19 protein-coding genes are annotated in these 24,560 nt (G+C 52.0%); 11 read left to right on the top strand and 8 right to left on the bottom strand.

The features are described from left to right. The 5 genes from AS89_RS17650 to AS89_RS18260 form a co-directional block, all read left to right on the top strand. Window positions 1-1,199 (top strand): ATP-binding cassette domain-containing protein (locus AS89_RS17650; RefSeq protein ID WP_010133253.1); only part of this gene is annotated, 1,199 nt, incomplete at its 5' end. Further along, entirely contained in the window at window positions 1,199-2,488 is a 1,290-nt protein-coding gene (locus AS89_RS0113625; protein ID WP_081475742.1) for an HlyD family type I secretion periplasmic adaptor subunit, read from the top strand. The genes AS89_RS17650 and AS89_RS0113625, both read left to right, overlap by 1 nt. Window positions 2,489-2,493: 5 nt before the next feature. Further along, window positions 2,494-3,471 (top strand): transglutaminase-like domain-containing protein, encoded by a 978-nt coding sequence (locus AS89_RS0113620; protein WP_138976408.1) that lies wholly within the window; start codon window positions 2,494-2,496, stop codon window positions 3,469-3,471. After that, window positions 3,471-5,576: an acylphosphatase gene (locus tag AS89_RS0113615; RefSeq protein ID WP_010133250.1), complete on the top strand. Its 2,106-nt coding sequence runs from the start codon at window positions 3,471-3,473 to the stop codon at window positions 5,574-5,576. The genes AS89_RS0113620 and AS89_RS0113615 overlap by 1 nt, the downstream gene beginning before the upstream one ends. Before the next feature lie 37 nt (window positions 5,577-5,613). Then, complete coding sequence (locus tag AS89_RS18260; protein ID WP_010133249.1) at window positions 5,614-6,309, top strand: TIGR02466 family protein; 696 nt, start codon at window positions 5,614-5,616, stop codon at window positions 6,307-6,309. A gap of 51 nt (window positions 6,310-6,360) precedes the next feature. Here AS89_RS18260 and AS89_RS17640 read toward each other — a convergent pair whose 3' ends face one another. Together AS89_RS17640 and AS89_RS0113600 are read right to left on the bottom strand one after the other, a co-directional pair. Then, window positions 6,361-11,205, bottom strand: coding sequence for a CapA family protein (locus tag AS89_RS17640; protein ID WP_010133248.1), 4,845 nt, complete (start codon window positions 11,203-11,205; stop codon window positions 6,361-6,363). Between the two features lie 229 nt (window positions 11,206-11,434). Continuing rightward, on the bottom strand, window positions 11,435-13,465 hold the full coding sequence (locus tag AS89_RS0113600) for an NADPH-dependent 2,4-dienoyl-CoA reductase (protein WP_010133246.1): 2,031 nt from the start codon (window positions 13,463-13,465) through the stop codon (window positions 11,435-11,437). Between the two features lie 371 nt (window positions 13,466-13,836). Between AS89_RS0113600 and AS89_RS0113595 the strand changes: the two genes are divergently transcribed. Next, entirely contained in the window at window positions 13,837-14,613 is a 777-nt protein-coding gene (locus AS89_RS0113595; RefSeq protein ID WP_010133245.1) for an SDR family oxidoreductase, read from the top strand. Window positions 14,614-14,615: 2 nt separating this feature from the next. Then, window positions 14,616-15,410, top strand: a complete 795-nt coding sequence (locus tag AS89_RS0113590; RefSeq protein WP_010133244.1) for an SDR family NAD(P)-dependent oxidoreductase — start codon at window positions 14,616-14,618, stop codon at window positions 15,408-15,410. Window positions 15,411-15,436: 26 nt separating this feature from the next. Here the strand turns inward: AS89_RS0113590 and AS89_RS0113585 are convergent, their stop codons facing one another. The 4 genes from AS89_RS0113585 to dinB form a co-directional block, all read right to left on the bottom strand. Continuing rightward, a complete protein-coding gene (locus tag AS89_RS0113585) occupies window positions 15,437-15,916 on the bottom strand; it encodes a hypothetical protein (protein ID WP_010133243.1) in 480 nt (159 codons plus the stop codon). Then, the gene (locus AS89_RS0113580) at window positions 15,913-16,617 is read right to left on the bottom strand and encodes an RNA polymerase sigma factor (protein ID WP_158217369.1); all 705 of its coding nucleotides are present in this window, start codon (window positions 16,615-16,617) and stop codon (window positions 15,913-15,915) included. Before AS89_RS0113580 ends, AS89_RS0113585 begins: the two co-directional genes overlap by 4 nt. A 214-nt stretch (window positions 16,618-16,831) precedes the next feature. Continuing rightward, on the bottom strand, window positions 16,832-17,104 hold the full coding sequence (locus tag AS89_RS17635; protein WP_010133241.1) for a DUF6116 family protein: 273 nt from the start codon (window positions 17,102-17,104) through the stop codon (window positions 16,832-16,834). Between the two features lie 177 nt (window positions 17,105-17,281). Next, the gene (gene dinB / locus AS89_RS0113570) at window positions 17,282-18,367 is read right to left on the bottom strand and encodes a DNA polymerase IV (protein ID WP_033230492.1); all 1,086 of its coding nucleotides are present in this window, start codon (window positions 18,365-18,367) and stop codon (window positions 17,282-17,284) included. 119 nt (window positions 18,368-18,486) lie between these two features. Here dinB and AS89_RS0113565 point away from each other — a divergent pair, with 119 nt between their 5' ends. After that, the gene (locus AS89_RS0113565; protein WP_158217368.1) at window positions 18,487-19,803 is read left to right on the top strand and encodes a tyrosine-type recombinase/integrase; all 1,317 of its coding nucleotides are present in this window, start codon (window positions 18,487-18,489) and stop codon (window positions 19,801-19,803) included. A 16-nt stretch (window positions 19,804-19,819) separates the two neighbouring features. Here the strand turns inward: AS89_RS0113565 and AS89_RS0113560 are convergent, their stop codons facing one another. Then, entirely contained in the window at window positions 19,820-20,482 is a 663-nt protein-coding gene (locus AS89_RS0113560) for a DUF4145 domain-containing protein (RefSeq protein ID WP_010133238.1), read from the bottom strand. Between the two features lie 475 nt (window positions 20,483-20,957). Here AS89_RS0113560 and AS89_RS0113555 point away from each other — a divergent pair, with 475 nt between their 5' ends. After that, on the top strand, window positions 20,958-21,512 hold the full coding sequence (locus AS89_RS0113555; RefSeq protein WP_010133237.1) for a recombinase family protein: 555 nt from the start codon (window positions 20,958-20,960) through the stop codon (window positions 21,510-21,512). Between the two features lie 1,477 nt (window positions 21,513-22,989). Then, window positions 22,990-23,199, top strand: a complete 210-nt coding sequence (locus tag AS89_RS0113545; RefSeq protein ID WP_010133236.1) for a hypothetical protein — start codon at window positions 22,990-22,992, stop codon at window positions 23,197-23,199. A gap of 272 nt (window positions 23,200-23,471) precedes the next feature. Here AS89_RS0113545 and AS89_RS18700 read toward each other — a convergent pair whose 3' ends face one another. Further along, complete coding sequence (locus tag AS89_RS18700) at window positions 23,472-23,666, bottom strand: hypothetical protein (protein ID WP_138976406.1); 195 nt, start codon at window positions 23,664-23,666, stop codon at window positions 23,472-23,474. A gap of 63 nt (window positions 23,667-23,729) precedes the next feature. Here AS89_RS18700 and AS89_RS0113535 point away from each other — a divergent pair, with 63 nt between their 5' ends. Next, entirely contained in the window at window positions 23,730-24,533 is an 804-nt protein-coding gene (locus AS89_RS0113535) for a hypothetical protein (protein ID WP_010133234.1), read from the top strand. The last annotated feature ends 27 nt before the right edge of the window (window positions 24,534-24,560 follow it).

Raw genomic sequence — 24,560 nt, 5'->3', positions numbered from 1 at the left:
CCCTACGCAATGCCATGCTGGTGGAAACCGTGCAAGGCATGGAGGACATAAAGGCGCTCCAGGCCGAGCAGCGCTTTCAGCAGCAGTGGAATCACTATAACGCAGTTACAGCGGAGTCAAATCTGAGGCTGCGCGGGCTCGTAGGGAAACTCGTTACCTGGACACACAATGTACAGTCTTCGGTGTTCGCGCTGATTGTTTTGTTTGGTGCGCCGATGGTCATGGCCGGAGATATGACCACGGGCGCTCTGGTCGCCGCTTCAATTCTAGGCTCGCGGATGATGGCACCTATGTCTCAAATTACCCAGGTGCTGAGTCGCTGGCAGCAGGCGAAGTACGCGCTCAAGGGATTGGATCAAATAATGCAACTCCCGGTAGACCAACCGGAGGGTGCCACGCTGGTGCATATGGCTTCCATTTCGGGCAATTACCAGATACGCGACGCTGAATTCCGTTACGGAACGGGCGAGGGCGCCGCGGCTCTCAAGATTGATGCACTGCGGATCAATGCCGGTGAAAAAATCGCTGTGCTGGGTCGAAACGGTTCCGGAAAGTCGACATTGCTACAGGCACTTTCTGGGCAGCTATTACCGGCCACCGGTGAGCTTAACCTCGAAGGGGCGAGTCTAGCGCACATCGATCCTGCGGACGCCCGGCGTGACATTGGTCTATTAACCCAGAACGCGCAACTCTTTCATGGGACGCTGCGTGAAAATGTGGTGCTCGGTGCTCCGGATGCCTCGGACAAAGACATTCTGGCTGCATTAGATATGTCAGGGGCACTTGAATTCGTACGCAAGCTGCCAAAGGGATTGGATCATATCATTCTAGAAGGGGGGCTCGGCCTGTCAGGTGGCCAACGGCAGTCATTACTGCTGGCAAGACTGTTTATCCGGAGCCCGCAGGTAATTTTGCTTGACGAGCCGACTGCTTCACTGGATGACCTCACCGAAAAACGCTTTATCGATAAACTCAGTCGTTGGATGCATGGGCGTACCTTGCTGCTTGCTACACACCGTCGCAGTACACTCCGATTGGTTGATCGTATTCTGGTGGTTGAGGATGGCAAGCTGGTTATCGATGCTCCAAGAGACGTAGCTCTGGCAAAACTAGCTCAATCCGCTCCGGTGACGACATCGACGGCTGATACACCAGACCGGGGGAAAGAAACGAAAGACACAGGTGAAAAGGTAAGCTGATGTCTGGTAAACGCCATAACGAGGAGCACGCGGAATCGCGACAACAGACTGCAATTAGTCGTCACCACTCCGCAGGAGAACAACGCAATGTGGCGATTATTGAGGCCGATTTTCATAATGCCGGCCACCATCATGATGAAGAAGCGGACGATGTTCAGTTATCCAAATCAGGCCGTATTATCTGGATATTTTTCTTGCTGTTGATTGCGCTACTTGCGTGGTCCTACTTCGCGAAGGTGGATGAAGTATCAAAAGGCAGTGGCAAGGTGATACCAACCTCGAGAGCGCAAGTAATCCAGTCGTTGGAGGGCGGCATTCTGGCGCGCCTGAATGTGATCGAAGGCGATATTGTCGAGCGCGGAGAAGTCCTGGCCCAGCTAGACCCAACCAAAATTCGATCCAACGTCCAGGAAGGCGAAGCACGCTTCAGGGCTGCACTTGCCAGTGAGGCGCGTTTGAGTGCAGAAGTTAATGGTGGGGACCTCGTTTTTCCCAGGGTTCTGGATGACTATGATGAACTACTCGCCAAAGAGCGAAAGCTATTTCAAACCCGCCAGAAGAGTCTGCGTGACTCATTGAGTAGCTTGGGTGAGTCACGAGACTTGGTAAATCGCGAGCTATCAATAACACGGTCCTTAGTGGACTCCGGCGCAGCGAGCAATGTAGAGGTGTTGCGCCTTAGTCGGCAAAAATCGGACTTGGACCTAAAAATCAAAGATGTGCGTTCCGAATATATGGTTCGGGCCCGTGAAGAGCTTGCGTCGGTCAGCGCCGAAGTGGAGGCGCTTCGTTCAGTGATTGAAGGACGGGCGGATTCATTGACGCGATTAACGCTAAAGTCCCCGGTACGCGGTATCGTCAAAGACATCGAAGTTACCACTATTGGTGGTGTCTTACCGCCAAACGGCCGTCTGATGGAGATTGTGCCACTGGATGATCGCTTGCTGGTGGAAGCAAAAATATCTCCACGAGATATCGCATTCATTCATCCGGGACAGCATGCCAAGGTGAAAATCACGGCATATGACTATTCGGTGTATGGTGGTCTGGACGGAAAAGTGACCACTATTTCACCCGATACTATTCAGGATGAAACCAAGCCCGGTGAATATTTTTACCGCGTCCTGATCTTGACTGATGAAGATGCACTGGTGAATCGATCAGGCAAGGAATTCCCGATTGTGCCGGGCATGGTCGCAACGGTCGATGTGCGCACCGGGTCTAAAACCGTGTTTGACTACCTGGTAAAACCGTTTAATAAAGCAGGCGAGGCATTGCGCGAGCGGTGATTGGTTTGTTCGAAAAGCGAAAATGGGTGTGCGCGGCCGCGACGCTGCTGGTTATTGCTGCACTACTCATGACTAAGTTCACCGCATACGCTGATGAGTCTGCAAGTGAACAGAAATCGGCACATATGGTCACTCTTCTGGCTGAAATCACTGTCACCAATGACACCGAGCAATCTATACAAGGTTATATTCACCGGGTAGCAATTCCGGTGGATGGACATAGGCAACAGCGCGTACTGGGTCTACGCGTCGATGATGTGGCCAGGGTCGAGCGACGAGAGTTTGAATATGATGCTGGTGAGTATCTCGAACTGGAATGGGATATCCCTCCCAACGACGTTTCGGTCAAGCGCGTGTACTTCGAGGTGCTGGTCGCGGGCTATGATCTCGCGATTCAACACGATGAGTGGTTGGGTACGTCGCTAGAAGCAGCTCCATCCACCATCTATCTCAGACCCTCCAAATACATCGAGTCAGAATCCGTTGAGATCGTACGCCTCGCCCAAAACATCGAGCGCAGTTACTCTGATCCCGAAGCGCGATTGCGTGCCGCGTTCCTGACGCCCCAACAAATTATCGAATATCGTCGGCAGAAGACGCGCGGTGCCCTGTATGCGGTTAAGGCCCGACAAGGAGATTGTACAGAATTCTCAGCGCTCTTTGTCGCCTTAGCCCGCGCTATGGGGTATCCCGCACGAATGACATCAGAATTTCTTTTTACTGAAAAACGAGCGTTTTCACAGCCAAATCACCACGCAGCGGAAGTGTATTTGCACAATCGCTGGATTCCAGTAGATGCCAACCTCGCACTAGACCCAAAGTTTGGGTATGGGTTTGGCGTAGGCCAAGATAAGAAAATTGTGCTAAACCGGAACTCTGTATGGGTGTGGTCAAATTTATTTCCCCGCGGTGTGAGTCAACGCGGTGGGGAAGTTGATGTGAAGATGCTCTGGCGTATTTTGGACGATCAAGGGACAGATTAATGCACGACGGCAATGACAGCTCGGACACAGTTATCAGTGAGGATGCCTGCCAGGTAGACGTTGGTATCGACGATCAAGAAAACTTGGAGGGGCGTGGTGATCCTGATAACGGCCCATGTGGGCAGGGCCAGCCGCCCCTGCCCATTGACGATGTCATTCAGAACTCTGGCCCAAACGATTTCTCAGCCTCGAAATTCCTACAAAGTCAGGATGATGTCGGCATTCAGCTTTTGTGTAATGCGGCAGCCAACCTTGATCTGGATGTGCGCTATCACAGAAACCTAATTTTTGAAGTTTTCAATGAATCACGACGGGTCGTGTTCCGGCAAAATTCGCCAGAAAACTCTTCTGTGTATGCCTACTGTGTGCGCAAGAAGCAGATCGCGAAGAGTATGATGGCCGCGCATGGCGTGCCAGTTCCCTCAGGAAGTGTGTTTCGTGACTATGACGCGGCACTGGCATTCTTCACGGAATCGGACACAGTTGTCACTGTGAAGCCCACCGATGGATCTGCTGGCCATGGCGTCACTAGCCAAATTTCCACAGAAGAGGAGTTCTTCAAGGCCTGGGAATTTGCGAAAAGCGAAAGTCGAGAGGTGCTCGTAGAGCAACATATTTTTGGCGACGATGTGCGCATTATTGTGATCGGCGGGAGGGCAGAAGCCGCCTATGTGAGGGTGCCGGCCTGTGTTATGGGCGATGGCAAATCGACAGTCAGGGAACTGGTTGCTCAGAAGAATACGGTCAGAAGACGTAATCCTAGCCTGAGGATCGATCCAATACGGCGTTTCGATCTTTTGGAGCGCCATGGGCTTACGCTCGACTATGTGCCGGAGCCTGATGAGTCCGTCCAGCTCACCAGTGTTGCCAATGCGTCGGCTGGTGGCGAAACCGTGCAAATACTTGATTACTTGGATCGTGAGGCCGTCGAAATTGCTGAGCGTGCCGCAAACTGCTTTCCGGGCCTGGTTCAGGTTGGAGTAGATCTCATCTATGTCTCGCCAGATCATTGGCACAATGGGATGCCGCGGGCATATATCATTGAGGTAAATTCGAACCCGGGGATAAGCGACGCGGTATTCCCGAGTTACGGGCGGCCTGTGAATGTGCCGGAGAAAGTGATATCGCACATGTTTTCCGAGGATATTAAGCCCGCCTTAGTATCAACCGAGAATGCGACGGTCTCGCTTGCAGAGCCTTATAGGGACACTCGATTTAGCAGAGTGTTTGGAAAAGGCAATGCTCGCCAGGCTGCTCTGGTGAAACAGGCCGCATACAAACTCAATCTGCAGGTGGAGCAGCTTGCAGACGGACTCTACCGGTTAACCGGAGAGCACAGCAGCTGCCTATTCCACCATGGTATGCCGGACAGGTTACGCTTGATTTCACGAAAAATCACTCGCAATGGCGACTGGATGAAGTCGATATTGCCAACGAACCTGGAAGAATTCATTAAGGATGAGACGAAGCTGAATCAATTTCGCTTATTGGTTGTCGGCGGGCGACTGGTATCCGTTTTGCATCTTCAGGCGCAAGCGGGCCGCACTGACGTTGCTCTCCGGGAGGTTGGCGATCAGGTTCATCAAAGTATCGAGGGCGTCTTGCAGCGGACGCTGCCGGCCATTTTTTATCCTCCTTTGGTCGGGATTGATTTTTGTACCGAAGACATCAGCAGTGATCTCGATAGCCAGCCCTGGCGAGTTATGGACGCGGTTTGTAATCCGCATCTATCGTCGCATCATTTTCCATCGTCTGGGCCCGGCCGTGATGTGGCGACGGCTCTTGTCTCGCATATATTTAATGATCTGGATCGGTCCACAGTTCCAAAACAATGCGAGCGCTTTGTTATTCGCGGTCAGGTCCAGGGCGTCGGTTTTCGACGCTGGCTAAAGTGGATAGCAATCTTGCATTCTATTCGCGGCTGGGTCAGAAACCGGCGGGAAAACGGCGAAGATGTTCTGGAGGCCGTACTCGAGGGATCACCAGTAGCCATCCAGCGAATGTATACCTTGTGCCATCATGGACCTAAGGACGCTCGAGTAGACGCGATCGACCGCTCCCCACTGGCGCATTCGGGAAGATCGCAATTTTCCGTTATTGGTTAGGGTCCAGGGAATAATTCTTATGTAGAGGCGGGTAACCATGGATACAGTTAGATCGGCGTTCAGTACACCCATTTTGGTGCGTGATATCGCGGAGTCTGTCGATGTAAACAGGCGTCTGGAGAAAATTATCCTTGATGCTGAGGCAACGATACCCGGGAAAAAGCGCTCAAATATAGGGAGTTGGGACTCGCAGAAAGACTTCTTTGATTGGCCGCACAACGAAATAGCCACGATGAAAGGTTGGCTCGTGGATGCGGTTAGAGAAATATCCCTAAAAGCTACCCGACAACAATTTACGCCGCGTGCCGAGGATATGCTCGCGCATGCATGGGCGAACGTTTCTCGCGGAGACAGCTATCGAAAGATACACAATCATGAATCCTGTACGTGGTCTGGGGTTTATTATGTGAAATCCGATTTGGTGAAGGAGAAAAGTGTCAGCAGTGGCAATATCGAGTTTTTGGATCCTCGCATGCTGTGCATACAGGGTGAATTGCCGAATAGCAGTTTCGGAAGCCGTGTGCGGGTCATTCCCCGCGCAGGCAGGCTGGTAGTGTTTCCACATTGGTTACTGCATTATGTAAACCCGGTGGAAGATGATTCTCTTAGGATTTGTGTCGCATTCAATGTGAAGATTGAGACTCGGGCTGTACAGCGACGAGCGCAAAGCATGCGGTCTCTAGCGGGTTGTGGAGATTCCGCAGTGAGAAAACGCACCTCAGATATCAATTAATAAAAACCCACGAAATAAACTATCATCCGACGAGAATTTCCTGTGGTACTCCTATGCATTGGAGTCGACCTTTATTGTTTCTTGTATTTTGATGGCTTCTTTAAGCAGGGTTGTAACGTTTCCAAAGTCTGAGTCTCTTCTAGACCCCTTAATTAGAATCAGATCTTTCGGCTGAATAGTACCTGCTAAGAAACTGGAAATCTCATTTGCGCTAGAAAAGTGGGGCCCCAGTAGTTCTGTTGGCATGACATCACGCAAAAATTGCATCTCTGCTCCATGGGTTATCAGAAGATCGATGCCACTCTCGATAAGAGGTTGCGCCAGACTCTGATGCAGTTGTTCCGCGTGATCACCAAGATCGACAATACGACCCAGTGCCGCTATCTTACGTCCACCCGCCGACACCGCTGATGCGGCCAATACAGAAAACGCATTTAGCATTGAACTCACCGTAGCGTTCCAGCTATCGTCGATGAGTTGTGCGGTTCCGCTACCTAAGTTCAGGTCAATGTGGGTCAAGTGACCGTCGTCTAGTTGCAAGTGCTTAAGGGACTCTGCAGCCTCATCCAGGGGGCGTCCCAGTGCATAGGCAACGCACATCGCAGCGACAGCGTTGTGAACCATTCCCACACTTGGTGCTGGAACATGAAGTGTGCGTTCAGCCCCCGCTATTCTTACCGTGACTTTACTACCGCGGCCCTCCGCCTGGATATTGGTAATTTGCACTTCGGCGTTCTCGCTTGTGCCGAATACAATTATACGTTTCGCATGCTGCTTGGCTTTGGCCAGTACATAATCGAAGTGCAGTAGCTGCTCATTGACGATCGCCACGGCTCTACCGATTAGGCCGTCAAAAATACGTGATTTCCAGCGAGCCGTGTCTTCGGTTGTCTTAACCCGTTTCGTTGTCTGCGATATGCCGATTCCAGTTATTAGCGCGATGGTTGGGCGCACGCGTCGCGTAATTGGCCCCGAACGCATCCACAGAGCACTTTGTGCGATCTCCAGAATAGCAACCTGTTGGTCGCCACTCAGACTCGCGAGCATACTGGGTGTGCCAACTCTCGAATTGTAGTTACCCAGGCTCGACAAGACGGTCTCCCTTGTGCCGAGCATGTTTGCGAGCATATGCACGGTCGAGGACTTTCCCGCGGTGCCGGTTATGGCGACTACATCGCCGCGGAATCGATTTCGAGCGGCGAGCCCGAGCTCAATAAGTGCCTGGATAGGGTCATCCACGCGGAGAACAGGAAGCTTCTCCGGTAGTCCGTGGACCGGTCGTGCTACGATTACCCCCCCCATATCTTGTCCCGCAGCGTGTACGATAGCTGCGAGCTTGTCGTGCAGGTCCCATTTTTTGTACTGCGCTTTGGCTGTGCGCTCATGGTAGGCTCGGTCACTGTATTTGTGCGCGACGAATAGTACGGGATTCAAGGATTGCTCGATGAAGCTTTGACCGGAGACGACGCTCCGTACATACCAGCCTGGAGGCGGTGGTACCAGCCATTCGCCTCCGGTGAGCTCGGTTAGTTGCTGCGCATTCCACGTTTGCCCCGGGGATTCGCGGTAGACGCATGCGGGGAAGGTTGTGCGGTACTGCGGCGGCGAGCGGCCGTCGATGGATGCAGTTTCTTTTTTCTTCCGGGCAACTGTCTTCTGGGCGAGGTTCAGCTGAATGAGGGTGTCGTGTACCGGTATCGGGCGGATGTGGGTGTTTGCGCCGATCAGGCCGATTTCGAGACGCAGGTCGCTATTGCTGAGGTGTTTGGGCGCAGGTGGGCGCAAGCCATAGTAGTCGCGGTAGATGACGCCGGGTTTCCACAGTCTGGTAGGCAACATCCAGTCACAGGGATCGTGATCCATGGACTTTCCCCAGCAGGGCATATCGGTCGGTTGGATGGGCACGGCGCGAATGTCGAGACGAATATTCTCTGTGAGTTGGTCGGTTCTTGAGGGATTAAGCCTCCAGAACGACTCCACATAGAGAAGTTGTCTACGTTCGATTTTGTGAGGGCTATAACGTAGGCCGACAAGCTGCAATGGCCCCAGGTCCATTGGTGGAATGCTGGCATCGCGCGGTACATCTCTGGCGACCCAAAGTGGCGAAATGGGAATTTCTGTTGGCTTTATCGCGGTGGAAACGGCTGTTGCTTTGCGTGCCGCTGGCAGAGATGGACAGGTCCTTTGTGGTGGGGCAAGGGTAATCTCGCCGGAGCCATCTTCCAGGGGTTGCAGTAAAGTACCCATCTTTTCACACAGGCCTGCGAATCGCTGGGTTGCCGCGATTGCCTCTTTCCCCGTCCGCTGGTGACTTAAGCCGAATCCTGAGCCGACCGGAACGAAGCGTATCTTTTCCACCCCTCTTTGGCTCAATGATAATTGGAAGACACCACTATCTTTCAATGATCGGCGGACCGCATCAAAGAGCAGGTCACCTGCGTCATGAATAATCGGGCGATCTTTATAGACCTCGATACCCTGAAGAATATGCGCACTGGTACCGAGGATGCCATCAGCACCCGCATCAATGATGTGATGGCCGACCGAAATTTCGTCCGCGCCGGGTTCGTGTTCCAGGTTCTTTCCCCAGTGTACGGCTACCAGAACCACCTGGGCATGTTGGCGTGCGCGCAGAATACGTGGCTCGAGTAAGCGCAACCAGGCGGTGGGATTGTCGAGTGGCAGGAAGGCGCCGCCTGGTTGTTTCGGCCCCGCGCCAAAGGATTTTTGCGTGGCATCCAGGGAAAATAGGGCTACATTGAAATCGTTTAGGGGAAGTATGACAGGAGTCAATGCCGCGTCGAGATTCACTCCCGTGCCGGTGTGACCGATCCTCTGGCTGTCGAGCCAGAATCCCTGTTCCAATAAAGCCTGAACACCATAGTCACCACTGTGGTTATTGGCAGTGGTGACAGCATCGATGTTGGCCCTGCGCAATAGCTTCAGCATTTCGGGCCGTGCGCGGTAGTAGTATGGGGCTTTCTCTCCCTTGTAGATGCCCTGTTCGCCAGTGGTGGCAACGACACATTCTAGATTGACCACACTCAAGTCGGCGTTGGAAAGTGCCGGGATACGCCCGATGACCTCCTCTTCGCCAAGCTCCTCTGTACGGTAGTGCTGTCTGCGGGCAAGGTTTACATCTCCTGCCCAGGCCAGTATGGGTAGGGGGGCTTCTTCGGAGCGAGCAAGTTGTCGCGCCTGCGGCATGGGTGAAAATTGCTGTGGGCAACCACCGCCGAGAAGATATTTCCTAAACGCAACAAATCCCGAAAGGTAGTGTTCCACATCGTCAATACGCACGCGAAATGCATGATGACGAATATAAAAGCTACCAACGATTTTTGCAGGGTTCTGAAAAAACATGGCATATTCGGGCCAGAAGTAACCGTTCAACAGGTACATGGCACGGGTATGCAGTGCGAAGTAAAACTTCTTCAGGTCGAGTTGATTGAGTAGATAGGAAAATTCTTTTTCTTGGCGCAGGCGGGTGACCATCCGCTCGGAAGCCATCATCAGCTCCAGCAGGGTCGGGAATGTGGTGATGCGCTCAATAATAAAGTCGAGATGTCCGACCACATTTTGAATGCCGAACTGGTAATAGCGCGCCTCAGGACGATACAGGGTCAATTCATTGACACAGTAACTGAGCCAGTGATCATGGGCCTCCCAGTGGTTGTTCTCAAGGAAGTATTCGAAGGCTTTCTCGACCAGGTTCAGCCAGCGCTCGTCCTTGGTTAGCCCGTACAGGCGCATGAGACCAAAGGCTGCTTCACCGTCGTAATAGATGATGCGAAATTTTTCCTTCACGGTAAGGTCCGGATATTGCAGCACGTGCACGAACTTTCCGGACTCCGGGTCCTGCATGAAGCGGATTCCCTGCGCCAGCTGCTCCATTAGCTCGCTGTATTTTGCATGCGTTTCACTGTTTTCACTGAGCTCGATGTATTTAACCAGTGCCAGCAGGCACACAGCGTTTCCGCCGAGTTTGATTTCACCATTGGCTTCTACAAGGAATGCAGCGTCTTCACCGCCAGGCAGCCGTACTTTCTTGATGAGCTTTTCCGTCAGGCAATTCAGTGCTCGGTCGATGGCCCGTTTGGTCTTGTCATCGCGGGTTACCTCCCACCCCTCGGTCATTGCGTAGGTAGAGCTGGCATGGCGGAGTGTGTTGTAGGTGCCGATAGGGCGATCGAAGCAGCAGTGCCAGCCATATTCGAAGCGCCCATTTTTCAATACCTGTGAGGCGAGGTAGCGACTGCTGGTATCGATTACATGTTCCGCTGTGGGTTGGTCGAGCTCGTCGATAATTCTACGGCCAGCGTTGCGCCCCGGGCCATAGAGAAACTGCGGGATAGAATTTTTTTCGACAAAGAGGCCTTCCGTGTGCAAACGGGTCACGGGGGTATCATCATCGAAATTCAGCGGCGTATTTTTTCCAAAACGTATATCGGTATAGGTGCGAAATTTACTATGGTTGACCATAGCGTGCGCGACTTTATTGCCGCCGTACAGCATAGCGTTGCCATTCAGTTCTTGTTCCAGAAAGGCAACCTCCCAGTTGGCGTCGAGCGCCAGTCCGAACCGGAAATAGCCGCGTTTGGTGTTTTTGAACTTTTCTTTAAGTGTGCGCCAATCCATGGGCTCCGCATCGGTTACCCAGTCGATACGCAACCAGCGCCCAGCCATTTTTGCACTGGCAAGCTGCTTGCGTGACTGTGCGGCGAGTTTTAGCCAGAGGGTATTCAGATCACTGCCGCGCCCGTGGCAGACTCGTGCGCGTTTGCTGCCATCGCTCACCGAAAAGAACAGTGTGTAGGGCGGTTGCAGATGTTCTAGCGCTTGCTCGACACTTGGCCGTGCGCGAGAGAGTAAATCAGAGAGGGTGGACGTCGCCATGAGCAGGGCCTTTCCTGTCTTTCGTTATTCTAACGGCAGGGAAGCCCATATAACCGGCGTGTGTCTTAGCGGTCGCTGCGCTTGTGGATAAAGGCGCTACGCGGAGAGGAATGTTGCGCTTCCCTGGCAGATCAATCCGTATGCCTCAGTATAGTTCTGCGGCAGCGATTTGCCGCCAGATCAGCCTATATCCGCCAAGCTTGAACTATCAGGCATGCGCTAGATGGCGTTAAATTTCTGCCGCGAGGCGCGAGCCCTGGTCGATCGCTCGTTTGGCATCGAGTTCCACAGCCTCATAGGCGCCGCCAATCAAATGACTGATTTGGCCTTTGGCCTGTAGTGCATCGTGCAGGGTGCGCAGGGGCTCCTGGCCCGCGCAGATAATGATGTTATCCACATCCAGGATTTGTTGTTCGTCGCCCAGGCGGATATGCAGACCCTGATCATCGATCTTCTTGTAAGCCACGCCCGACAGGTTTTTCACCTGGCGGTGCTTGAGGCTGGTGCGATGGATCCAGCCTGTGGTTTTGCCCAGCCCGGCACCCACTTTGGTTGTTTTGCGCTGCAGCAGGTATACCTCGCGCGGACTGGCGACGGGCTCAATGGGCTTCAGGCCCGCGCGATGGTCGAGGGTGATATCCACACCCCATTCATCGAAGAACTCCTGTTTGCTACTGGCCACCAGTTCACTGATATGATCTTCGCTGTGGGTGAGGTACTCCGCGACATCAAAGCCGATGCCACCGGCGCCAATGATCGCCACACGTTTCCCCACTGGCTTTTTCTCCCGCAGAACCTCCAGGTAACTGAGCACTTTGGGGTGATCGATGCCCTCGATAGGCGGAATTCTCGGAAGTATTCCGGTGGATATGATCACTTCGTCGTAGTCACTCAGGTCCGCTTCAGTGGCTTTGGTATTGAGCTTTACATCGACTCCTGTGAGTTCGAGCTTGCGCTTGAAGTAGCGCAGGGTTTCTTCAAATTCCGCTTTGCCGGGAATCTGTTTGGCGATATTAAACTGGCCACCAACCTTGTCGCTCGCTTCGAACAGCGTCACTTGATGTCCGCGCTCGGCTGCAACGGTGGAAGCCGCGAGCCCGGCAGGGCCAGCGCCGACCACAGCAATCTTCTTGGGTTTTGCCGTTGGCCGGTAATTGAGTTCGGTTTCATGGCAGGCACGCGGATTGACCAAACACGAGGTGAGCTTCAGTTCGAAGGTATGGTCCAGGCACGCCTGATTGCAGCCGATACAGGTGTTGATCTCATCTGCACGATCTTCTGCGGCCTTGTTGACGAATTCTGGGTCTGCGAGGAACGGGCGCGCCATGGAGATGATGTCGGCCTCACCTGCGGCGAGTACATCTTCCCCGACTTGCGGCATATTGATTCGGTTACTGGTCACCACTGGAAGGTTCAGGTGTTGTCTGACTTTGGCGGTAATACCGCTGAAAGCCGCACGGGGAACGCTGGTGGCGATGGTCGGGATTCGCGCTTCGTGCCAGCCAATGCCCGTGTTGATGATATTAGCGCCGGCTTTCTCAATCGCCTGGCCCAGGGTGACCACTTCGTCAAAGCTGCTGCCACCTTCCACCAGGTCGAGCATGGAAAGGCGATAGATGATGATGAACTCTTCGCCTAAAGCCTCGCGGATACGGCGCACAATCTCGATAGGCAGGCGCATGCGGTTTTCATAACTGCCTCCCCAGCGGTCGTCCCGGTGATTGGTGCGGGTAACGATGAACTGGTTGATGAAATAGCCCTCTGAGCCCATCACTTCGATGCCATCGTAGCCCGCTTGCTGGGCGAGGGTCGCACAGCGCACATAGTCATCGATTTGTTGCTCAACCTCTGCGTCACTCAGCGCCTTGGGGGGAAATGGGTTAATTGGCGCCTGAATGGCGGATGGAGCGACGAGATTAGGGTTATACGCGTAACGGCCAGCATGCAGTATCTGCATGCAGATCTTGCCACCTTCGTTGTGGACTGCGGCGGTAATCACCCGGTGCTCTTCTGCCTCTTCTGGGGTGGTTAACTTGGCGCACCCCTGAAATACCCCGCCTTCTTCATTTGGGGCAATGCCGCCGGTGACAATCAGGCCGACACCACCGCGTGCGCGCTCGGCGTAGAAAGTGGCCAAACGCTGATAGCCTCCTGGGTGCTCTTCCAGGTTTGTGTGCATAGAGCCCATCAGCACACGGTTCTTCAGTGTGGTGAAACCCAGATCCAGCGGGGCGAGCAGGTGCGGGTAGGCTTGGGTCATCTTATAAGTGTCCTTTTATGGAAGCTGTCCAATTACCTGAGTAAACAGCGAGTGAGCTAGCTGGAAACATAGCACCGGCGCCGGGCGGCCGGGAAAATCCGCCGCAAAAGTGCGCAGATACCGCTGTGACAGGGGGTATTGGCGCCTGAACCTCAGTGCTGAAACCCGTTTTTTTGTTATGGGTATTTGTCATAGATTTTTTGAATGTGGGGCGATTCACATAATTAATTTGGTTGATTCCGAGGGACCCGGTAACGTGAAAATCAGGACTCTAATGGGGCCGCTCGTGCACTTTTTATACAGTGCCGGACTGGGTGCCTCGGGTGTCAGTAACCGAACAACGTATAGACGATAACCATCGGGAGAAATTCATGGCGACCAACCTCTTTGACTTAACGGGAAAGATTGCGCTGGTAACCGGCGCCAGTCGTGGCATTGGTGAGGCGATCGCCAAGCTGCTGGCGGAGCAGGGAGCCCAGGTGCTGGTGTCCAGTCGCAAGATTGAGGGCTGCCAGGCGGTGGCTGATGCGATCAATGACGCCGGTGGCAAAGCGGAAGCGCTGCCCTGCCATATTGGCAACATGCAAGATATTGAGCAGGTGTTTCAGCATATCCGCGCGCAATACGGCAAGCTCGATATTCTCGTAAACAATGCAGCGACCAACCCCTATTTCGGCCATATTCTCGATACCGATCTTGGTGCTTTTGAAAAAACCGTGGATGTAAACATTCGCGGTTATTTTTATATGTCCGTAGAGGCCGGAAAATTGATGCGAGAAAATGGTGGCGGTTGCATCGTAAACACAGCCTCGATCAACGCGTTACAGCCCGGGGTAGGCCAGGGTATTTATTCCATCACCAAGGCCGCCGTGGTGAATATGACCAAGGCTTTCGCCAAGGAGTGTGCGCAGTTCAATATCCGCGTAAATGCGTTGTTGCCCGGGCTCACCAAAACCAAATTTGCCGGCGCCCTGTTTTCTCACGACGAGATCTACCAGGCTGCTATTGGGCATATCCCGATGCACCGACATGCCGAGCCGGAAGAAATGGCCGGTACGGTTTTGTACTTGGTCTCTGATGCCGGCAGTTATACCAATGGCGAATGTGTCGTTGTTGATGGCGGCCTCACCGCCTGTGGAGGACTGTAATCATGGCAGACTTTCAGCGAGATCCATTGCTGGACTTCACCGGCAAGGTAGCGTTGATTACTGGAGCCGCCAGTGGCTTTGGCGCGCTACTGGCGGAGGCGCTTGGTCACCGGGGTGCCCGTTTGGTCCTTGGGGATATCAATGAAGAAGGCTTGCATGTAGTGGTCGATAAGTTGACGGCACAGGGTATCGAAGTCCAGGCCGTTACCTGCGATGTATCCTCAGAGACGGACTGTGCGGCGATGGTCGCGCTGGCGCGGGAGAACTTTGGGCGGCTGGATATTGCGGTGAACAATGCTGGCATTGCGCCACCCCAGGTGCATTTTGAAGAAGTTGATGAAGAGACCTTCGATCGTCAACACAACGTGAATGTCAAAGGGGTCTTCTTTGGCATGAAGCATCAGCTCAAGCTCATGCGCGGACAGAAACACGGCATTATTTTGAATGTCAGCTCCATGGCAGGCCTTGGCGGCGCGCCGAAGGCGGCGGCCTATGCTGGTGCCAAACACTCGGTGGTGGGGCTTACTCGCACCGCTGCAGTGGAATATGCGCGGCACAATGTGCGGGTGAACGCCATCTGCCCATTCTTCACGTTAACCCCTATGGTGGCGGGGCTGACGCCACCCCCGGGTGCCAGTGTAGAACAGTTACATGGGGTACTCGCGGCGGGTTGCCCGATGAAACGTTTGGGGGATCCGGAAGAGGTGGTGAACGCAATGGTGATGCTGTGCTCCCCAGCGCTCACCTATGTCACTGGGCAAGCACTGGCAGTTGATGGAGGCGTTTCCGCTTACTGACGGGAGGGGCCCAGCACTCGGGAGAGTCAGGGTAGCAACCGACAGTGCTGTTTTGCTTTGGTTGCCAAATCCTTGGGCAGGCGGACGCTAGTGTCGTCGCCCTTTAGCCGGCGCCACTGCGCACACAGCGACATAAAATTTCCCGCCTGCACTTCTGCGCGTATGTGGTACCACTCATCTAGCACCGGTTGGCTGGTCGCGGAAACGGCCGCTTTCCGGACGCGCTGGTTCTCTGCTGGCTGTACTCGCTCTGCCTGGCCCGGAGTGATCTGGCCGGGCTCTGCCCCGATATATTGCGCCGGGTGCAGCAGCACAATGGCGACAGCCAAAACACCTAACCCTGAGCTGACCTTGGAAAAAGTGCTGGCTTCCCCATGCACACGTCGGCTCTTTTTCTCAGGTTGTATATTGCGCAGGCTGTCCATGACTTTTTCGTCAAGATGCGAAGGCACATGAATGGTGTCGATGGCCTGCTGGTAGGACGATTCCCATTGGTTCGTGTTCATGCCTGCGCAATCTCAACGGTAGGTTTACTGGTTTCGGAGTTGGATGGTTTCAGGCTTTTGGCTGCCCACCGTGTTCCCCAGGTGAAGCGGGGCTTGGCCGTTTGGGGTTGCTCGCGCGCTTGCTCTTGCGCGAGGGCATCTGCCTCAGCGGCCTGCTTCGCGAGAGTGACGCTGGACACCCAGGGCTTACGCGCACTGCCGTGCAAGTTGAACTCCAGGGAGTTACTGCCATCTGCCAGCTCCTGGCGGCACACGGCCAGGGAAATTCTTTCGATGTCTGCCACCGTCGCCAGCGAGAGGCCGCACTGCTTGTACAGCAGGAAAATGTTGCGTTGGCGGCGCGGCAGCTGCTGCAGCGCCTTGAGCATGTCAGACTGTTCGAAGGCGTTTTGTAAGGTGGTCTCCTGCGAGTTAATTTCGCTGGTGACGTCACCACAGGCAGAGTTGAGCAAGCGGTTTACGCGAATGTACAGCCAGTTTTTCAGCTGTTGACGCTCGAGTAGGGGCGGCTCTGAAAGTAGGGTAAGCCAGAAATTCTCCATCAGTGCGGTACAGCGAGCCAAGTCCATCTGTGCACAGTAACGGAACAACGGTTCCTTATAGCGATGGAAAATCTCGCGAAATGCCTGACGGTTTCGTGTGTGGTAATACTGTTGAATTAAGTCTTCGTCACTGAGACTACACAACTTGTCCGCAAACATGGGATCTGCCTCCTTGGCCTCAATTCCCATCGTCACTTACTAGTGCGTAATCCCTTGGGAATCCTTCCCTGGGCGACATCATGCACCAGCAAGTAGTTTGTTAACGTTATTTCGCTGAAAAACAGCTTCGAGCGAATACCACTCTTGACTCAGTGTTAACCGTACCGGCTTCGTATTTGCGTCGTCTCTTGTGCGACGCTTTACACATTGCAGGCTACTTTCTTGGAGTAACCTTTTCTGCACTACCGTGCACCACTTTCTCTTTACGCTCTGGAGGATCTCGCAGATCATCTCGATTTTTACGCCATGAGGCGAGAAAAATCGTTGCGAGTCCCAGCAGAATTTCGTCCACAAAGGGCACCAGATCCGGAATAATCAGATCAAGTAAAAAGAGGGCACATATCCACTTGAATAGCTGCGGGTGCTTCAACTTGCGGGCGTAATTGAGAAACCAGCCCACAAATGCGCTGGGAAGTACACGCTTCATAGATTCAGTGGAGCAGCTTTAAAAACCGTGATGGGAGTATAGCCGGCGGACGCTCGACAGGTATTTTGGGCAAAGGTTCCGCGACGCGAAAATCTGCCGAAACTGGCGTGGAAATCGTTTGTAACCGGAACGCCTGAATCGGGTTCGGCACAGTAGGGTACCTAAAGTTGAGCAAAATCAGGTATTGGATGAGGGCCGGTAGCGCAGCGGGAGTGGTAGTTGCTCCGGCCCTAATTCGGCGCGCAAGTCTTTTAGTTTGATGCCCACACCCAGCAGGCGGATCGGATCGCTGCGCTTCTCCCAACATTGCTCCAGTAGTTGCTTGAACTCGCTAATGCGTCCAGCCTTGCTGGTGCGCTCATGGGTGGACTGGGTAAAGTCGGCATACTTCACTTTGACGATTGCGCCACTAATTTCGTAGCGGTCGCCGAGCTTCTCCATGCGCTCTTGCAATCGTCCATACAGGTGAATCATTTCTTTCTGCCAGGATTCCAAAGTAATCAAGTCGTCGCGAAAGGTGCGCTCCACACTGACACTTTTCCGTGCGCCATCACTGCTTACTTTTCTGTCATCGATACCACGACACAATTGGTACAGGCGATTGCCAAATTTTCCATATTTTTGGGCCAGCTCAATTTGGCTATAGCGCCGTAAATCGCTGCAGGTGCGAATGCCTTGCCGTTGCATTTTTTCTGCAGTGACCCGCCCTACACCGTGAATCTTTTTGATCGGTAAGCGCAGCACAAAGTCTTCGACAGCATTTGGGTGAATGACTGTCAATCCATCCGGCTTTTGCCAATCACTGGCGATCTTGGCGAGGAATTTATTCGGCGCTACGCCTGCGGAAATAGTGATGCCTAGGTCCTGCTGTACTCGCGCGCGAATTTCTTGGGCGATTAAAGTTGCGCTGCCGTTGCAGTGTGGGCTGTCTGTGACATCGAGATAGGCTTCATCCAAGGATAATGGCTCAATAAAATCGGTATACGATAGAAAAATTTCCCGTATCTGCTCGCTCACCTCTCGATATTTTTTCATGTTGCCCGGCACTACAATCAGGTCAGGACACAGCTTTTTGGCCTGTGCGGTGGGCATGGCTGAGCGCACTCCGAAGCTGCGTGCTTCGTAGTTGCAGGTCGAGATAACGCCTCTGCGGTCGCTTGACCCGCCTACCGCGATAGGACGCCCACGTAAATTGGGATCGTCCCGCATTTCTACCGAGGCATAGAAGCAATCACAGTCACAATGGATGATTTTTCTTACCATCTCTGAAACCCAATAACGGCGGGAAACCCGCATGGTGCGGGGGCTGGCGAGTCACAGGTCGTGTTACATATCGTGTTACATCTGTGGTAAGTTGGCGCCGAAATCGACCGGAGATGGCTGTGAACCTTAAGCATTTGACCCTGCATCACAACAAGTGGGTGTATTCGCGCAGAATACCCAAGAGTATCCAGCATCGCTACGGTGGAAAGTCACATATTCGCCGCTCTACCGGCACCAGTGATGTTAAGGCTGCGATGATTTTCCGTGACCAAATGGATGCAGAGTTCGCTCGTCAAGTATTGGAAGAGCAGCAGACAACTACCCGTGATCGTTTCCGGTCAGTTCTTTCCGAATTGCGTGGTGCAATTTACCCAGCACAAAGCCCTCATGAGCTGCCGCATGACCACGGCGTTCACCACTCACCAGACTTCGAGATTAACGCAAATACTCCTCAGATTCGTCGAGAGGCGTTGGAGCAATTCTGGGAGCGGAAAGACCATGAGTCAGGTAAGCACGGCTTCAGTCTTTTGGATGGGGCTAAGGCCAGCGCTGAGAAAGCTAAGAGGGAAGGGCGGGGCGCTAAGACGATAGAGCGCCGTGAAATCTATGCTAAGCGATTCTTGGACTATCTCGGTGAGAAGGATGTACCGCTTGTCTCGATCACTGAACAGCAGGTTGCAGGCTATATCGATTTTAGAGCTGATCAAGGGCTTGTCCGTGGGACGATCAATGCTGAGGTCACAGCGTTGGCGAAGATATACACCGATAGTCGCCGTGTTGCTCAGGGTATTCCTAAAGAGAACCCGTTCCGTGATCAGGAAGTACTTGGTAAGGACGACGGACACTTCCAGTCATTCACCAAGCAGGAAGTCCAAGCAATCCTCGACAAGACTCGTGACATGGAAGGGTACAAATACTTGTTGCCCCGACTTGGGATGTATACCGGTGCACGTATCAATGAGCTGGCATTAGCTGGAGTCGATGCTATTGAACAGACCGAGCATGGTCAGTGGTACTTCGATATACGGGAAAGCAAGACTAAAGCCGGTATCCGTAAGGTGCCTATACATCCCGACATACTTGAGATGGTACTGGCTCAGCGCGAGAAGGGGTTGTTTAGTAGTAGTAAGCTGCTGTTCCCTGAGCTGGCAGGGAAGAATGATCAGAGAGCGTCTGGCTGGTTTAGCAGCCTGAAGACATCACTGGGTATTAAGAACGATGAGAAAGGTCAGAAGGTCTTTCATAGCTTCAGGAAGTTTCTTGCTACTGCTTTGCAAGAGAAGGACGTTCCCATCTCCGTAGCCAAGCAAATCGTTGGACATGAAGATGGGTCGTTGACTTATGGTCTGTACTCAGATGGCTTGAAGATTGAGCAACTGGCTGAGCATATGCGGGGCATTGAAAATACTCCGACTCTCAAAGGGCTGGCGTTGTAATCGATAAAATAGGTTCTTACGCGGGGGTCATTTCCTTCAGTAGCTGTTGGGTCTTCACGTCGTGACAAATCCAATATTCAGTTAACTGTAGAATTTCTTTGAGGTCTTGTACGTCTTTATCTACAAACTTGCGCGTATAGTGAGATTCGTCATTTCCAAGCCAGACTGCCCGCTTAACGACTTCTTTTAAGGTAGTATCACTAACAAACTTATCAATGACATTACCCAAGAACATTTTCTTAATTTTATCCTCTTGATCTGGCATCTTTTGGATGCAGTAATCTTTGATTAAGTATTCTAAGGCTTTTCGGTAACCACATCCGGCAATTAGTGTTAGATCGTTCGCTTCCGCTGCTGCGGACTGATTGAAAATTTCGCTGTACTGCGTTGAAACGCCTGTTATCTCTGTGGGGTACTCGCGAGGCTCATGCTTTTTAGGTGAAACGCTTTTTAGGTGGCAGACTCTCAGCATGCAGATGTAGTTGGCGATGAATATTTCAGCACACTCATGTCGGGGGCAGCGATACGCAACTTGCAGACGCTCTAATCTATTGTCTTTATACGTATAAGATGTAGTTTTTAGCTCAGGATCGATACCCCGATTACATCTGGGGCAAGTATCAGGCTCCCGGTCGACACTACATCCATGTTGAAACAGTTCGTTACTTAATGCGGTCATTTCACTCCCTCCCTTTGAGCCACTGGTAATCATTACAGCATTGGGGCGACTGTAAATATATCAAGTAATTTTTGGTGGTGAGAATATGAAAAGCCACTTTTCGACATACTAATAGCCAAGAGTTTTTCGTCGGAAAAATCTGAGGCCATACATCGACCGACTAACTTCCAGGTTTCCCCCTATACCCCATTGACCTGCCCAGCCTGAAGCCTTCCCTTTGCCAGCCTGTAGCAACTTAATGATCACCGCTGGTCTGCTGTTCCGTTGTCAGATGACAGAGTAAAGAGCAACGACAGTAGCCAGTGATTGATCAGTTAGGGGGGTATCCCATACCTTCGGAAGAAATCTATCAGTCTCTCAGTGCGTCTCTTAATGTATACATAATGTTACCTAATTGATGCCGACGTATTGACTGTGTCTCTTCTATGTCTCAGAATTACTGTATCACAACAGTTAAGGACATAGGAGACGCAGCATGGCAAAGCATAAAGGTTCAATGATTGGTTACGCCCGAGTAAGTACCACTGGGCAATCTCTGGCAGTCCAGGAAGAGAAGCTGAAAGACTGCGACAAGGTATTCAAGGAGAAGCGCTCTGGTCTCGACGGTAAGCGACCACAGCTTAAAGCTTGCCTTGAGTATCTACGTGAAGGTGACACGCTGGTAATCAGTCGTATTGATCGTCTGGCTCGTTCCACTGTTCATCTACATCAGATCGCTGAAGACCTGAGACAACGAGGAGTTGAACTCAAAGTCATTGATCAACACATTGATACCAGTACAGCTCAAGGCAAGCTGATGTTCTCCATGCTGGCTGCAATCGCTGAGTTCGAGACTGACATCAGGAAGGAGCGACAAGCTGACGGTATCGCCAAGGCTAAGGCCAATGGTGTTAAGTTCGGTCGTAAGAATGAATTCACTGATGAATTGATCGAGGAGATGCGTCAGAAGCGTTCTGAAGGCGTTCTGATCAAGGACATCATGGCTGAGTACGAGATCAGTAAGGCTCACTTGTATCGGTTGCTGAAGTAGGTTTAAGGCTGTAGGTATAGGTGTTTCTGAAACGTCAAGGGGGGTCCCCCTCCTATCCAACAAGAAAACATTATTTCCTGATGCTACTACTACAACAGTTGACCTTCAGAACCGTTCCGACAGCGTTCCTTAAGGTTCCTTAGCGTTCCAACTGGTGACTGTTGCTGTTCCGTGAAAAGGAAAAGGCTGAGACCGCGCTGAAGAAACTGGAAGGTAACGACCTGAAGGTTCAAGCGTATCGTGCAGGTCTGACTGTAGTGGTCTAAGGGGGGTATCCCATACCTATGGATAAAACTTTTCACTACTTGCTTCAGGTCATCTACTGGCCAACTTGGAGCAAAAACTAAAAGTTTTCTTGACATCTCTGCATCGCTTGTGGCGTCTGGTCAAAAGCTCTCCCATACCTATGCAATAAAGTTTTCAGCTATCGAGCCTGTGCATTCCTGACGCCCTGTAGTTTAGCCAGTAGTTCCCTTGTAGCACGTAAAAACCCCGAAGACCTACCTGAACCAAATACCGGTAGGCTGTCCCCAAGACAACAAACCATGGACACACTCAGTCTCACAAGATGATCACTATCATCGAGACCGATCCATGTTGCGAAAGACACCACTTCATTGACTGCCTTAGATGGCAACGACAACGACAGACCACGACAGAGCCTTAAGCAAGCTCGGTGACAACCTGAAGTTATCGGTGAATGTTGTAAAAGACTCAGTAAGGAGGTAATGGCCCTGAACAGTCTGGAGGTTTAGTAACAGAGCCGCATGATACCGTGGAAAGTATCGAGCCTTAGACCACTGAAAAGACAGTAAATTAAGGTGCGGAACGGAATGGCTTCCTATCTTAAAGTTATCTTTTAGCCTGTAGTAGATTAGTTAATCAATGTTATCTACTAAATATCTAACTAGTAGTTAACTTTAAGATATCTACAGGAATCACTACTGGTATCTCTTCGCCTTGTCCTGTAGCTAACTTAAAGCTTGTCTAAGATCGATTGTCTTGGATAAATCATTGTTGATTATCAACCAAGGACTATCACCAGTCAGTTACCTTGGTCATTGTCTTATTCCTTGTCTTCTCCGTCTTTCCGTCAGCGTCTTGATGTTGTCTTAAAGTACTGTCTACTCCTTGAATCGATGTCTTATCTCCGCATCGTTGGTCATGGGTGGTCTCCAGACAGTACGACAGCATCAGGGCGCTATCGGAAGGGTGGACTAAGCCCTTCGTTGTGATTTTGCTCATTATCTCTGAGCCTTTGGCTCGACCGACTCTTAATCGTGTCAGACTTGTTTAGGTTCTGGTTACCTGTTCAGTCATATCCCCTTGCTTCTGGCCTTATCTCGATGAGGTCTTTTGGTCGGCTACTGCTCTTACCTCGGCAGTGGTCGTCCATCATTTTTGTAAAAACTCCCTTACATCATCGATCACTGATCACCCCAATTCTTTTTGTAAAAAATCCTTTAGGAAACCACTCATGCTAAAACAATTACGCATTGACGATTACAAGTGCATTCACCCAAACAAGATTGCCCGCATCATCGTCAAGTTACCACCCAAGACAGCAAAGATTCTGTCTGAGCTGCAACACCAAGAACAGAAGAAGCGCGATAGAAAAGTAGCTGTAGCTGAACTCGTTGACGACATTATTAATCGTCGTGTCGAGCTGCCTCCTAAGCGCTCCTGAGGCTGCCTGTAAGCCTCTCTCAGCTCGCCTGAGAACTTACCAACATCATTTAACCAGTAGAGCAGGGAAACGATTGTAGGCGTCATTCCTGATGCCCTCTAAAAGTCAACTACTGGAACCACTCATGACCGTATCTGCGATAGGTCGAGCCGATGGCTCAATGACCAATAAATTCAATATTGCTGCTGTGTTAAGTGCCTTGTTCTTCTTGGCTCTCGATACATGGTCAGTACAACAGGAGATTTCCCATTATGAGGAAGCCCGACTATCACTCATTGCCGCCACAGACCAACAATCTGAGCAGCTACCAGACGATGTCTCAGCGCATCGAAGATCACTTCAGGCCAACTGATACAGGTCTGAGGCTTCAACAACTGATTGCCTACTTCAGCCAGCTCCAAGGCGAGAGCGTTGACGCTGAGTGGGTAGCCAAATTCTGTATCAATCAAATCTATCTCGACACGCATAAAGCCAGCCCTAACAACGGACGCTGCCGTGTCTTTCACAACCTTTAATACTGGAGACCATCCATGACCGAAATTACTAAACACGGAACCATGATCAACACTGAGACCAACCGCAGTGGTCGTTCTAACTTAGCCCTACGCCCTACATCGACATCTGAAAGTCAGCGAGAAGCCGCTACAGAAGCTTACCTTGCTGATCAGAAAGCACAGCAAGCCATGAGCCGTGGTGGTCGTGATTATCTGGACATCGACAAGGCTTATGACCTTGGTGTTGGTGTTAAATCAAATTGGATTAACCCACACGAATCAACGACTACAACCGTTCGCCAGGTCGACCCAGCATACAAGGCGAGTCTTGATCGGATGAAGGATAACGGCACCATCAGTGAGGAGACTTACAACAATGCTATTAGCTCTGCCTTGGGTATCGATCCACATGCTGAAGCACCGCCTGAAGCTGACGTAGAGCGTCTGGAGTTCGACAAGGAAACTTCTGATAACGCTCGATGGGTACAAGGCACTGTAGGTGAATCAAAGTTCAACGCCGCTCTAACTGCTTACGTTATGGGCGACAGTACTCCAGCACTGGACATTGCCAGTCACTTAACCGGGTTTGGTGTAACAGCTCAAGACATGACCGGTCTTTACGACAGTATGGCGAACCAAGCATTGAGCAAGATTGCTGATGTGATGGAAGCCAATGGCGACACTGATGTAGATGTCTACGAGATGGCCCAATGGGCGAAAGGATTGGAGCGAGGTCAGACCCGTGAGCTGGCTACTTCAGTCTTGGCGTCTGCCATGTACAACAGATTCAATAACGTACCTGAAGTTGCTGAAGCGTTCCGTCGCGCTAAGAGTAAGTAACCCAACTAACTAACCACTACAGGCCGA

The organism is Microbulbifer agarilyticus S89 (assembly GCF_000220505.1).
In the GTDB taxonomy this organism is placed as follows: domain Bacteria; phylum Pseudomonadota; class Gammaproteobacteria; order Pseudomonadales; family Cellvibrionaceae; genus Microbulbifer; species Microbulbifer agarilyticus_B.
The sequence above is the reverse complement of the archived record's forward strand: the minus strand, read 5'-3'. Positions and strand labels throughout refer to the sequence as shown.